The organism is Rhodococcus sp. YH3-3, assembly GCF_001653035.1.
GTDB classification, from domain to species: domain Bacteria; phylum Actinomycetota; class Actinomycetes; order Mycobacteriales; family Mycobacteriaceae; genus Rhodococcus_F; species Rhodococcus_F qingshengii.
The window spans coordinates 863,205-876,067 of record NZ_BCWH01000003.1 but is presented as its reverse complement, the minus strand read 5'-3'; the positions used below and the strand labels follow the sequence as shown (position 1 = coordinate 876,067).

The 12,863-nt window shown below is 64.1% G+C and carries 10 protein-coding genes and 1 pseudogene; all 11 read right to left on the bottom strand.

Annotation, left to right across the window (positions count from 1 at the left end; translation table 11 throughout):
• Positions 1–1,243: pseudogene (locus YH3_RS36920) on the bottom strand (primosome assembly protein PriA); the annotation flags it as partial.
• Between the two features lie 25 nt (positions 1,244–1,268).
• Positions 1,269–2,483 carry a methionine adenosyltransferase gene (gene metK / locus YH3_RS29400; RefSeq protein WP_003944827.1) on the bottom strand — a complete coding sequence of 405 codons (1,215 nt, stop codon included), beginning with the start codon at positions 2,481–2,483 and terminating at the stop codon, positions 1,269–1,271.
• 188 nt (positions 2,484–2,671) lie between these two features.
• Entirely contained in the window at positions 2,672–3,970 is a 1,299-nt protein-coding gene (coaBC, locus tag YH3_RS29395; RefSeq protein WP_003944888.1) for a bifunctional phosphopantothenoylcysteine decarboxylase/phosphopantothenate--cysteine ligase CoaBC, read from the bottom strand.
• Entirely contained in the window at positions 3,967–4,266 is a 300-nt protein-coding gene (gene rpoZ, locus YH3_RS29390; RefSeq protein WP_003944996.1) for a DNA-directed RNA polymerase subunit omega, read from the bottom strand. The genes coaBC and rpoZ overlap by 4 nt, the downstream gene beginning before the upstream one ends.
• A 98-nt stretch (positions 4,267–4,364) precedes the next feature.
• Positions 4,365–4,964: a guanylate kinase gene (gene gmk, locus YH3_RS29385; protein WP_003944801.1), complete on the bottom strand. Its 600-nt coding sequence runs from the start codon at positions 4,962–4,964 to the stop codon at positions 4,365–4,367.
• Between the two features lie 36 nt (positions 4,965–5,000).
• The gene (mihF, locus tag YH3_RS29380; protein ID WP_003944825.1) at positions 5,001–5,321 is read right to left on the bottom strand and encodes an integration host factor, actinobacterial type; all 321 of its coding nucleotides are present in this window, start codon (positions 5,319–5,321) and stop codon (positions 5,001–5,003) included.
• Positions 5,322–5,690: 369 nt separating this feature from the next.
• Positions 5,691–6,890 (bottom strand): glycosyltransferase 87 family protein, encoded by a 1,200-nt coding sequence (locus tag YH3_RS29375; protein WP_238592726.1) that lies wholly within the window; start codon positions 6,888–6,890, stop codon positions 5,691–5,693.
• Positions 6,891–6,947: 57 nt separating this feature from the next.
• Positions 6,948–7,769, bottom strand: coding sequence for an orotidine-5'-phosphate decarboxylase (gene pyrF, locus YH3_RS29370; RefSeq protein ID WP_007728008.1), 822 nt, complete (start codon positions 7,767–7,769; stop codon positions 6,948–6,950).
• On the bottom strand, positions 7,766–11,122 hold the full coding sequence (gene carB, locus YH3_RS29365) for a carbamoyl-phosphate synthase large subunit (RefSeq protein WP_064444580.1): 3,357 nt from the start codon (positions 11,120–11,122) through the stop codon (positions 7,766–7,768). Before carB ends, pyrF begins: the two co-directional genes overlap by 4 nt.
• The gene (carA, locus tag YH3_RS29360) at positions 11,122–12,297 is read right to left on the bottom strand and encodes a glutamine-hydrolyzing carbamoyl-phosphate synthase small subunit (protein ID WP_007728009.1); all 1,176 of its coding nucleotides are present in this window, start codon (positions 12,295–12,297) and stop codon (positions 11,122–11,124) included. The genes carB and carA overlap by 1 nt, the downstream gene beginning before the upstream one ends.
• A complete protein-coding gene (locus YH3_RS29355) occupies positions 12,294–12,860 on the bottom strand; it encodes a transporter (protein WP_003944773.1) in 567 nt (188 codons plus the stop codon). Before YH3_RS29355 ends, carA begins: the two co-directional genes overlap by 4 nt.
• Positions 12,861–12,863: the final 3 nt, after the last annotated feature.

The window sequence follows — 12,863 nt, the reverse complement described above, 5'->3', positions numbered from 1 at the left end:
TCCCGGCGCCGTCGGGACCTGCCGCAGCGGGAAGAGCCAGTGGGCCGTTGCACCGACGGCACCGTGCCGGGGCACGGCACTTTCCGCAGGCCAGGGTCGGTACGTACCCCCGCCGAGGCACCTGCACCAGGACTCCGTTGCCCTCACCCAGAGCGCGCCGGGCGGCCGCGAATGCAATAGCGGGCAAACGAGCCGCTCTGGCTCCCGGATCGCGGGCCAAGGCTTGATCGCTGTCGGCAAGCGCGGTGATCTTGGGTGCGTGGGCACGAACGACGTCCCGCGTAGCGACCAGATCGTGCGCCCATCCCGAGTCGACGAGTACCTGCGCTTCTGCCGTACGGGAGAACCCACCGATCACGACGGCGCACCCGGCGACGTAGCCACGCAGGACGGCAACTTCGCGGGCATGTGGATACGGCGACCGCGGCTCGGACAAGTTGTCGTCGCCGTCGTCCCAGACGACGACAAGACCGGTCTCGGGCGTCGGCGCAAAAACAGCACTCCGTGTGCCGACGACGATCCGGGCGGTCCCGCGCAGTGCAGCGAGCCACCTCCGATATCGCATGGCCGGCCCCAGGCCCGCGGACAGACCTACCACCGCATCCGCTCCGGAGAGTTCGGTACAAGCGGCGACGACGCGGTCCAGGTCGCGTTGATCGGGCACAACCAGGATCGCGGATTTACCACTTGCCGCTACGGCCCCGGCCAGTTCGGCCAGGCGCAGTGGCCAGTTTTCACCAGGCAACGCCTGCCAGACCGCACGCGGGCTTTTCGACTCGCGAATGGCGGACAGGAAGGCGTCACCGAATCTGTAGAGATGCCAACCATTTTCGATCGCTTCAGGAGCGGACGGTGACTCGGCGGGCTCCCACGGTTCCGCCTCGACCTTCGCGTGGCGCGGCGGTACCGCCAAACGGAGAACATCGGCGCGGGTTCCGGCATAACGCTCCGCCACACGATCGACGACTTGCGCGATTTCGGCCGTCAAGACCCGCTCGGACGAGATGACGCGTTCGAGCCAGCCGAACTTCCCCTGATGGTCACTGGTCGCCTCGCGCGAGACGATGAAACCGTCCACCAGACGACCAGCGAAGCGGATGCGCACCCGGACTCCGGGCTGCGCATCCGCTTCGAGTTCACGAGGAACGAGGTAGTCGAATTCACGGTCGAGGTGAGCGAGCGGGAGCATCGGCAGCACCCGGGCGACCGGATCGACTTCTGCCGCTACTCTTTCCGCGCCCACCCGCGCCCCGTCTGTACGTCAGTGATCAGAGACCAGCTGCGCTACGCAGCTTGTCGGCGCGATCGGTGCTCTCCCACGGGAGGTCGATGTCGGTGCGACCGAAGTGACCGTATGCCGCCGTCTGCGCGTAGATCGGGCGCAGCAGGTCGAGGTCGCGGATGATCGCTCCCGGACGCAGGTCGAAGATCTCGGTGATCGCCTTCTGGATCCGTGCCGGATCGGTCTTCTCGGTGCCGAAGGTTTCAACGAAGAGTCCGACCGGAGCTGCCTTGCCGATGGCGTAGGCGACCTGAACCTCGATGCGGTCGGCCAGACCTGCGGCAACAGCGTTCTTGGCCACCCAGCGCATGGCGTAGGCAGCGCTGCGGTCGACCTTTGACGGGTCCTTGCCGGAGAACGCGCCGCCACCGTGGCGAGCCATTCCGCCGTAGGTGTCGACGATGATCTTGCGGCCGGTCAAACCGGCGTCACCCATCGGGCCACCGAGGACGAACTTGCCCGTCGGGTTCACCAACAGACGAACATCGGAGGTGTCGAGATCGGTGAGGTTGACGTCGGTCAGCACCGAGTGAAGCACCTTCTCGCGAAGATCGGGCGTCAACAGGTTGTCGAGGTCGATGTCAGCGGCATGCTGGGTGGAGATGACCACGGTGTCGAGACGGACAGCCTTGTCACCGTCGTACTCGATGGTGACCTGGGTCTTGCCGTCCGGGCGCAGGTACGGCAGCACGCCGGACTTACGGACCTCGGTCAACCGGCGAGAGAGACGATGAGCCAGCGCGATGGGCAGCGGCATCAGTTCCGGCGTGTCGGTGGTGGCGTAGCCGAACATCAGGCCCTGGTCGCCCGCACCCTGACGGTCGATCTCGTCGTCGCTGATTCCGTCGACGCGAGCCTCGTGCGAGTGATCGACACCCTGCGCGATCTCGGGCGACTGGGCGCCGATCGCGACGTTGACGCCGCACGAATTTCCGTCGAAGCCCTTTGCGGAGCTGTCGTAGCCGATTTCGAGGACCGTGTCGCGCACGATCTTCGGAATGTCCGCGTACGCAGTGGTCGTGACCTCACCGGCTACGTGAACCTGGCCGGTGGTGACCAGTGTCTCGACGGCCACGCGGGCGCGCGGGTCCTGGGTGAGCAGCGCGTCGAGGATCGAGTCGCTGATCGCGTCACAGATCTTGTCCGGGTGCCCCTCGGTGACGGACTCGCTGGTGAATAGCCGACTGCCGGACTTGCTCACAGATCTCCCTCTCGACGACTGAGTTCTTGACTACAGCTTATTGAAGTATCCGAATCACCGTTCGGTGACCGTTTTGTCATGCTTTGTTAGCTGGGGGCTGAGCCGACGATAACGGTTGGACCGCCTGCGCAACACCCTTGTACTCACCCGATTATCGTGGGGTAACTCTCACCACCGGGCGCGTGTCGCTACTCGGGAAAGAGCTTGACCAGGGCGTCGAGTACTCGACTGGCCATCAAAGCCTTGGATCCGTGTTCGAGAGCGGACTCCGAGCCGTCGGAACCGAGCAGCCAACCGTCGTTGTGATCGACCTCGAACGCCTTGCCCTCGCCGACCGCATTGACCACGAGGAGATCGCAACCTTTGCGGGCAAGCTTGGAGCGGGCATAGGTGAGAACGTCACCATGGGCGTCACCGGTCTCAGCGGCGAATCCGACGATCACCGTTCGAGCATCCAAGTCGCCGTCACGACGCGCTTCGACGAGACCGGCGAGGATGTCGGCATTTCTGGTGAGGCTGATCGAGTCGGGTTCGTTTGCGCCCTTCTTGATCTTGCTGCCTTCGACGGTGGTGGGGCGGAAGTCCGCGACAGCCGCAGCCATGACGACTCCGTCGTGTCCCGGTGCGTGCTTTTCCACTGCCAACCGGAGATCTTCGGCCGTCTTGATGTGCACGACGTCGACAGCGGCGGGGTCGGCGAGATCAGCCGTGTACCCGGCGATCAGTGTCACGTGCGCGCCGCGTTGCGCGGCAAGACGGGCGAGCGCGTAGCCCTGCTTGCCCGAGCTGCGATTACCGAGAAAGCGCACGGGATCGAGCGGCTCGCGAGTACCGCCGGCGGTGACCAGAATGCGGCGACCCTCCAGGTCGCGCGGCAACGCGTCCGAGCGCTCGAGGAGCAACGATGCCAACCCGACGATCTCGTCGGGTTCGGGAAGTCGACCGGCTCCGGTGTCTTTCCCGGTCAAACGCCCGGAGGCAGGTTCGATCACGTGGACGCCGCGCGAACGCAGTGTCGCCACGTTCGAGACCGTTGCGGGGTGCTCCCACATCTCGGTGTGCATTGCTGGGGCGAAGACGACCGGACAGCGCGCGGTCAACAAAGTGGCCGTCAACAGGTCGTCTGCGCGACCCATGACCGCTCGCGCCATCAGATCAGCGGTTGCCGGCGCGATGACGACCAGATCGGCTTCCTGTCCGAGACGGACATGCGGAACCTGCGGGACGTCGTTGAAGACGCCGGTGTGAACCGGGTTGCCGGAGAGTGCTTCGAACGTCGCGCGCCCGACGAACTCCAGAGCGGATTCGGTCGGAATCACGCGGACGTGATGACCGCTCTCGGTGAAGCTGCGGATGATCGAGCACGCCTTGTACGCGGCGATACCCCCACCGACACCGACGACAATGCGCTTACGTATCGATGTGGGCGCGTCGGACACTCCCCCGACACCCGAACGAGGTTCGGGTGCGGCAGATGTGGTGCTCACTCGCCTTCGGTGTGCTCGAGGAGATCAGCGTGGATTTCACGCAACGCGATGGACAGCGGCTTTTCCTGCAGACCGGGCTCGACCAGAGGTCCGACGTATTCGAGGATGCCGTCACCGAGCTGGTTGTAGTAGTCGTTGATCTGGCGCGCGCGCTTGGCTGAGTAGATGACCAGGGCGTACTTGGAAGAGGTGCGTTCGAGCAACTCGTCGATCGGCGGGTTGGTGATGCCGAGCGGGGTGTCGTAGGCAGGCAGAGCGCCCTGACCTGCTGCGGACGCGGCTGAAGTGCTGCTCACTCTTGTGTCTCCTGAATTAGATCTTCATTGAAGAACTAGTTTTATCGATCCGGATATCTGAGAAACGGGGTGGAAATCGGTTCCCGAAGGGTGCGGAATCAGTTCCCAACCAACAAGGATACCAACTCATCGCAAGCACGGCTTACATCCTCGTTCACGATGACCGTGTCGAACTCGTCCTGTGCGGCCAATTCCACTCGGGCCGTCTCGAGTCGGCGCGCCACGACGTCTTCCGTTTCGGTTCCACGTCCGGTCAGCCGTTGCACCAGAACGTCCCAGCTCGGTGGAGCCATGAACACCAACAGAGCCTCGGGCATCGCCTTGCGGACAGCTCGTGCTCCGGCGAGATCGACCTCGACGAGAACGGGCTTTCCAGCTTCGAGCGCTTCTTCGACCGGAGCTGCGGGGGTGCCGGAGCGCTGCAGGCCGCCGTGGATTTCCGCCCATTCGAGAAGTTCACCGGAGTCGATCATCCGTTGAAATTCTTCACGGGAGGTGAATCGGTAGTCCTTGCCGTCCACTTCACCTGGACGGGGATCGCGAGTGGTCGCCGAAACACTGAAAACGAGTTCAGGCAACCGAGTTCTCAGCTCGCGAACGACGCTGGACTTACCGACAGCCGAAGGGCCGGCCAGTACAACCAGCCGACCCCTCCGCACTGCGGTCTTGCTCTCTGACACTGTTGCGTCAGCAATCATCAGACACTGCCGCGTCAGCAATCATCACTTGTCGGCTCAGGCCTCGAAGTCGAACTTGGTGAGCAGAGCCTTGCGCTGCCGATCACCGAGGCCACGAAGGCGACGGGTCGGTGCAATCTCCAGCTCGGTCATGATCTCCTGAGCCTTGACCTTGCCCACCTTGGGCAGCGCCTCGAGCAGTGCCGAAACCTTCATCTTGCCCAAGATTTCGTTGTCTTCGGCGTCCTTGAGGACCTGCTTGAGGTCGGTGCCGCCACGCTTCAGGCGCTCCTTGAGCTCAGCCCTGGCCTTGCGGGCAGCAGCTGCCTTCTCCAAAGCAGCAGCGCGCTGCTCATCAGTCAACTGGGGAAGGGCCACGGTTCCTCCGTCTCGTCGTGTGCAAATTTTGTCTATTCCGCTGATAACCAGCAGCGATAGCGACCGTACTCACGCCTGGCGCGAATTGCTAACCCACCCCCCGCGGTCCGATGCAGATCGCGGTGGGTTATGCGCGTCGAATCGATGTCACGGATCGTCACCGTTTTCGGCTGGATCGAGACGAATTCGACGCCACACGAACGTGCGTACAGTACCGAAATAGACTGTAACACAATGTATTTCGACCCATAGCGTGCGACACCCCCGTGCGAGTGTGCGAAATCGTTACCTGCGGGAATGAACGTGGTCGCCGACACATCCAAAATTTTCGAGCATTTTCGGCGCCTATGCGCGTGTCGCGGCCCGTTTTCAGGTCTGCAGCGACGATTTCGGATCGCCGGCGTCGACCGTCTCGGGTTCGATGCGACTCACGTCGGGGGCGGCCAGAGCGAGCACTACCGCGAGGCTCGCCCAGAGCAATGAATTCTCCAGCACGAAGCCGACTACCGGGATATCCGTGTCCGCGCCGACTCGAGGAAGCCGAAACAGCACTACGACAGCGGTGAGACCGATCGCGATCCAGGACCACACAGGGACCGATCGAGTGCCCTCCCCCACGCCCGACTTGATCGGAACGAGGAGTACACCGACCGCCGGCACCAACCACACGAAGTGGTGCGTCCAGGCAATGGGAGTCACGATTGCCGCCAGCAGAGCCACCACCGTGAAACCGGCGAGATCGCCCCGCAGGCGCTGAGCGCGCCGCGTCGCGACAATTCCGAGGACACCCAACACCGCACAGGCGACGAGCCAGGCCGGACCCACCAGGCCCTCGGGAAGTAGCCGCAAGGCCATTCCACGCACGGACTGGTTACCGAACACGGACGGGTCACCGACGGCGACGCGCCCCGAGAGTGAGGCGATGTCGCCGAAGTAGTCGATCGTCTGGCGCGGGAGAACCGCAAAGCCCAGAGCCGTGGCGCCGAGGAAGCCGGCGAGGCCGCCCGCAACTGCTTTCCAGCGCCCGGTGATCACGTAGTAACCGATGTAGACGAGTGGCACCAGTTTGACCGCGCCGGCGATCCCCACCAGCACACCCTCGGGAATCCACCGTGGTCGAGCCAGCACGTCGATCAAGCACAGGAGAGTCAGAAACAACCCGACCTGGCCGTACCCGAGGTGATCGGAGATCGGCGATGCCGCCGTCCACAGGACCAGGAAACCCACGTAGACGACGACTGGCCGCTTACGTGTGAACGGGACTTCGCGATAGCTGAGCACGATGATCGCGGCCAGCATCAGGAGGCTGACGAAACTCCATCCCCACTGGACCGCACCCCAGGAACCCAGGGCGACTGGAACGGCGACGAGCGCAGCGAAGGGCGGATACGTGAACGGCAGTCTCGCGTTGAACGACTCGTCGTACAGGTTCGAGCCGTCGAGGACGGCCTGACCCGCCGTCCGGTACACGGCGAGATCGTCGCCGTGTACGCCGGTGACGGATTGGAACCCGGTGGCCAGCAGCGCGCACGCCGCGACGAGAAGTCCGATCTGCCACCAACGATTCACCGACGGACGGTACCACCGGGTTCCACCGCTCGAACGAGCCTCGAGGTCACTCACGGATCAGTTCGCCAATGCGGCTTCGATCTCGTCTCGGTCACGCATTGCTGCCTCCCGAAGTGCCGATACCGAAGGACCATGCTTGAGCACCCCACGGGAAGTGTTCGGCAGCAGGAGCTCGGTCGATCCCGCGAAGATGTCTGCGAGATCCGCTGCCGTCGCACCCTGAGCGCCGAGTCCCGGAGCGAGAATCGGGCCGTTGAACTGCGACAGGTCCAGACCGTGGTCCCGAGTTGCACCGACCACCAGTCCGACGGTGTCACGGCCGTCGCCGTTCGCATCGACCGCAGCGTCGACGATCGACTGAGCCACGCTCACACCGTCAGTCGACGACTGTTGAAGTACGCCGCCTTCCGGATTGGAGGTTCGTGCCAGGACGAAGATCCCGCGGGCGTTCTGCCGTGCCAGTTCGAGTGTCGGAGTCAGCGCCCCGAATCCCAGGTACGGCGAAACGGTGACCGAGTCGGAGGCCAACGGCGAATCACCCAACCAGGCTTGCGCGTACGCGTCCATCGTCGAACCGATGTCACCGCGCTTGGCATCCGCGACGACCAGAGTTCCCGCATCACGAAGAACCGAGATGGTCCGCTCCAACACGGCGAAGCCGGCGCTGCCGTAAGCCTCGAAGAACGCGACCTGAGGTTTGACCAGTCCGACCTCACCGGTGAAGGCCTCGACGCAGATCTCGGCGAAAGTCTCGAGACCTTCGGCCGTACGCGGCAGTCCCCACGCGTCGAGAAGCGCGGGATGCGGGTCGATACCGACGCACAGCCGCCCCCGGTCCGCGATCGCGGACCGGAGACGCTGCCCCCAACTGTGACTCACGACTGCTGTGCCGGCTGACGAAGACCTGCGTGCAATTCCTGCAGGGAGTGAACTCCGATGTCGCCGCGAATGGCTGCTTCGATGCCCTGCACGGCAGCCGAGGCGCCCTGCACCGTCGTGATGCACGGGATGTTCGACGCAACCGCTGCGCTTCGGATCTCGTAGCCGTCGACACGCGGGCCGTTGTTGCCGTACGGCGTGTTGATGACCATGGCGACCTCGCCGCTGCGGATCTGGTCGACGATGGTCTCGGCACCGGCCGGAACATCTTCACCCGACTGCTTGTACACCTGCTTGCACTCGATACCGTTGCGCCGCAAAACATCTGCGGTTCCTTCGGTGGCAAGAATGGTGAATCCGAGGTCTGCCAGGCGCTTGACCGGGAAGATCAGCGAACGCTTGTCCTTGTTGGCGACCGAGACGAACACCGCGCCCGTGGTGGGCAACGAACCGTAGGCGGCAGTCTGCGACTTGGCAAAAGCCGTACCGAAGTCGAAGTCGATTCCCATGACTTCACCGGTGGACTTCATTTCCGGGCTGAGCAAGGTATCCACGCCGGTACCGTCGGCGCGGCGGAAGCGGTTGAACGGCAACACAGCTTCCTTGACCGCGATCGGTGCACCGGCCGGGGTGTTTCCGCCGTCGCCCTTCGCCGGCAGAATGCCGCTCGCACGCAGTTCCGCGATGGATTCGCCGAGCATGACGCGGGCGCATGCCTTGGCCAGCTGGACGGCCGTCGCCTTGGACACGAACGGAACCGTGCGGCTGGCGCGGGGATTTGCTTCCAGCACGTAAAGGATGTCGTCCTTGAGGGCGTACTGGACGTTGAGCAGGCCCTTGACGCCGATGCCCTTCGCGAGAGCCTCGGTGGAGCGGCGGACGTTCTCGAGATCCGCCCGGCCCAGAGTGATGGGCGGGAGCGCACACGCCGAGTCACCGGAGTGAATGCCGGCTTCCTCGATGTGCTCCATGACGCCGCCGAGGTACACCTCGGTGCCGTCACACAGAGCGTCGACGTCGATCTCGACCGCGTCTTCGAGGAAGCGGTCGACCAGGACCGGACGATCGTCGGAGATCTCCGTGGCGCGCGAGATGTAGTCGGCGAGGGAAGCCTCGTCGTAGACGATCTCCATGCCGCGACCACCGAGCACGTACGACGGACGCACCAGCACCGGGTAGCCGATACCTGCCGCGATCTCGCGGGCGCCGTCGAACGTGGTGGCGGTACCGAACTTCGGTGCAGGCAGACCGGCTTCGGTCAGTACGCGGCCGAATTCGCCGCGGTCCTCCGCCAGGTCGATGGCTGCGGGGCTGGTTCCCACGATGGGGACGCCGGCAGCTTCGAGACGCTTCGCCAGTCCGAGCGGGGTCTGGCCGCCGAGCTGGACGATGACGCCGGCAACGGTGCCCGACTGCGCCTCCGCGCGGTAGACCTCGAAGACGTCCTCGAACGTCAGCGGCTCGAAGTACAGGCGATCAGCGGTGTCGTAGTCCGTGGAGACGGTCTCGGGGTTGCAGTTGACCATGACGGTCTCGTACCCGGCCTCGGACAGCGTCTGCGCCGCGTGGACACACGAGTAGTCGAACTCGATACCCTGACCGATGCGGTTGGGGCCGGATCCGAGGATCAGAACCTTGGGTCGCTCGGTCTGCGGAGCAACTTCGGACTCGGCCTCGGGATCGAGCTCGTAGGTCGAGTAGTGGTACGGCGTCTTGGCCTCGAACTCTGCGGCGCAGGTGTCGACGGTCTTGTAGACGGGGCGCACGCCCAGCTGATCACGCAGAGCGCGAACGGCGTCCTCACCTGCGTGAGTGTCACCACCGAGTTCGGGGCGCAGAGCCGCGATCTGGCGGTCCGAGATGCCGTGGTACTTGGCCTGACGCAGGGAATCCTCGTCGAAAGACTCTGCAGCGCGCAGCTTTTCACCGAGCTCGTGAATCTGCTGGAACTGGTCGAGGAACCACGGATCGATCTTGGTGGCGTCGAAGAGCTGCTCGACAGTTGCGCCGAGCGCGAATGCCTTCTCGATGCCGTACATGCGGCCGTCCTGCGGAACGCTCAGATCGGCGAGCAGTGCATCCAGGCTCTCCGTCTCGATGTCGGCGCCGGTCCAGTAACCCGCACGCTTGGTCTCGAGCGAACGCATGACCTTGCCGAAAGCCTCGGTGAAGTTGCGGCCGATGCTCATGGCCTCGCCCACCGACTTCATCGTGGTGGTCAGAGTTCCGTCGGCACCGGGGAACTTCTCGAAAGCGAACCGCGGAGCCTTGACGACGACGTAGTCGAGCGTCGGCTCGAAGCAAGCCGGGGTTTCCTTGGTGATGTCGTTGACGATCTCGTCGAGCGTGTAGCCGATGGCAAGCTTGGCCGCCATCTTCGCGATCGGGTAACCGGTCGCCTTCGACGCCAGAGCCGACGAGCGGGAGACACGCGGGTTCATCTCGATGACGACCAGGCGGCCGTCCTTCGGGTCCATCGCGAACTGGATGTTGCAGCCGCCGGTGTCGACGCCCACCTCACGCAGAATGTCGATGGAAAGGTCGCGCATCGCCTGGTACTCGCGGTCGGTCAGCGTCATCGCCGGGGCGACGGTGACCGAGTCTCCGGTGTGGACACCGACCGGGTCGACGTTTTCGATGGAGCAGACGATCACGACGTTGTCGCGACTGTCACGCATGAGCTCGAGTTCGTATTCCTTCCAACCGAGGATGGATTCCTCGATCAGGACGTTCGCCGTCGGCGACGCGGCCAGACCGCCACCGGCGATGCGGTTGAGATCGTCGACGTCGTACGCCATGCCGGAACCGAGGCCGCCCATGGTGAAGGACGGACGCACGACAACCGGGTAACCGAGTTCGGCGACCGTGGCGTGTACTTCGTCCATCGTGTAGCAAACTGCGGACTTCGCGGATTCGCCACCGACCTTGGCGACGATGTCCTTGAACTTCTGGCGATCCTCGCCGCGCTGGATGGCGTCGAAGTCTGCGCCGATCAGTTCGACGTCGTACTTCTCGAGGATGCCCTGCTCGTGCAGCGCCACTGCGGCGTTGAGCGCAGTCTGACCGCCGAGCGTCGCGAGGACGGCGTCGATCTTGTTGCCCTGCAAGGCTTCCTTGGCGATGACCTTCTCGAGGAACTCGGCCGTGATCGGCTCGACGTACGTGGCATCGGCGAACTCGGGGTCCGTCATGATGGTGGCCGGGTTGGAGTTGACCAGGCTGACGCGCAGGCCCTCCTCCTGGAGGACGCGGCAGGCCTGGGTGCCCGAGTAGTCGAACTCGCAGGCCTGACCGATGACGATCGGACCGGAGCCGATTACCAGGATGTGCTTGAGATCTGTACGGCGTGGCATTAGTTCTTGACTCCGGTTTCTTTCCGTGCGGAGAGCAGGCTGGTGAAGCGGTCGAAGAGGTACGCGGCGTCGTGCGGGCCGGCTGCCGCCTCGGGGTGGTACTGCACCGAGAAGGCCGAATCGTCCAGCAGGCGAACACCTTCGACGGCTCCGTCGTTGGCGCAGGTGTGGCTGACCACCGCGCGGCCGAACGGGGTGTCGAATTCCTGACCGGCTTCGCCTTCAAGCGCGAAGCCGTGGTTCTGAGCGGTGATCGCGATGCGACCGGTCTGATGCTCGATCACCGGGATGTTGATTCCGCGGTGGCCGAACTTCATCTTGTAGGTGCTCAGGCCCAGGGCGCGGCCCAGGATCTGGTTGCCGAAGCAGATACCGAACAGCGGCAAGCCCTGTCCGATGACCTCTTTCGTGAGGTGGACTGCGCCGTCGGCGGTGGCTGGGTCACCGGGACCGTTGGAGAGGAACACTCCGTCGGCCTTCAGGTCGAGGATCTGTTCGAGACTCGCGTTGGACGGCAACACGTGGACGCGAATACCGCGCTCGGCGAACATGCGCGGGGTGTTGGTCTTGATACCGAGGTCGATGGCGGCAACCGTGTACAGCGCCTCCCCGCCCTTCGGCTCGACGACGTAGCCGCTGGTGGTGCTGACCTCACCGGCAAGATCGGCGCCGAGCATGGTCGGCTGATCCTGAACCCGTCGGACCAGTTCGTCATCGGCGGCGATGGCTTCACCGGAAAAAATTCCGGCCTTCATCGAACCGCGAGTACGCAGGTGGCGAACCAGGGCACGAGTGTCGATCCCGGCGATTCCGACGATGCCCTGCTCTTCGAGCTTGGCCTGCAGCGAACCGGTTGCACGCCAGCTCGAGGTGACGCGCGAGGGGTCACGAACGACGTACCCGGCAACCCAGATCTTGGCGCCGGCACGCTCGCCGGTCGGTCCGACCGACTCGTCGTCTTCGTCGTTCCAGCCGGTGTTGCCGATCTGCGGTGCGGTGGAGACGACGATCTGGCGGTGGTAGCTGGGATCGGTGAGCGTTTCCTGGTAGCCGGTCATTCCGGTGCTGAACACCGCTTCGCCCAGGGTCTGTCCAACCGCACCGAAGGTGGTTCCGCGGAACACCCGTCCGTCTTCGAGGACCAGTACTGCGGGGCTGTTGTCAAAGCCGCTCATGCGTTCTTTCCGTTCTGCTCGATGTCGCCAGAGCTTGCGTCTTCGTTGTCATTCGTCTTGTTCGAAGCGGTCTTGTTCGAAGCAGTCACCGGCTTGACCCAGTCCGGATAAACCGTCTTGTCGTCACCGCGCACGCCCGTGTCGATCTCGGTTCCGCTCGGCAATTCCCAGCGAATCACCAGGACGCCGTCCTTGCTCATGACCTTGCCGGCAAGACCGTTCTCCGTGCGGATCGCGCGGATCGACTTCTCCGGAATCCAGATCGCCGACGCGCCGTCACGCTCGACCAGAATTCCGCCGCTGTAGCGGCTGATCTCGCAGGTGGCGCGGAAACCGAGGTCGCCGACGGCGATACGGTCCTGCCAACTGGGTGCGATGGTGCTGCCGACGTACAGGCCGGTGGTCGGCAGGACGAGCAGTTCACCCAGGGTTGCCGGTACCGTCGGCAGTTCGCCGATCTTGTCTTTCTGGCGTCGAGCGCGTCCACGCCAGCCGACGTACATCAGGCCGATCATCGCGACCCAGAAGATCGCCAGACCGATGATCCACAGTGCTCTGTCCATGAC

Excerpts from the sequence above, each read along its gene's own strand:
- carA (WP_007728009.1), bottom strand. The coding sequence starts at position 12,297 with ATGAGCGGCTTTGACAACAGCCCCGCAGTACTGGTCCTCGAAGACGGA.
- carB (WP_064444580.1), bottom strand. The coding sequence starts at position 11,122 with ATGCCACGCCGTACAGATCTCAAGCACATCCTGGTAATCGGCTCCGGT.
- YH3_RS29355 (WP_003944773.1), bottom strand. The coding sequence starts at position 12,860 with ATGGACAGAGCACTGTGGATCATCGGTCTGGCGATCTTCTGGGTCGCG.
- gmk (WP_003944801.1), bottom strand. The coding sequence starts at position 4,964 with ATGATTGCTGACGCAACAGTGTCAGAGAGCAAGACCGCAGTGCGGAGG.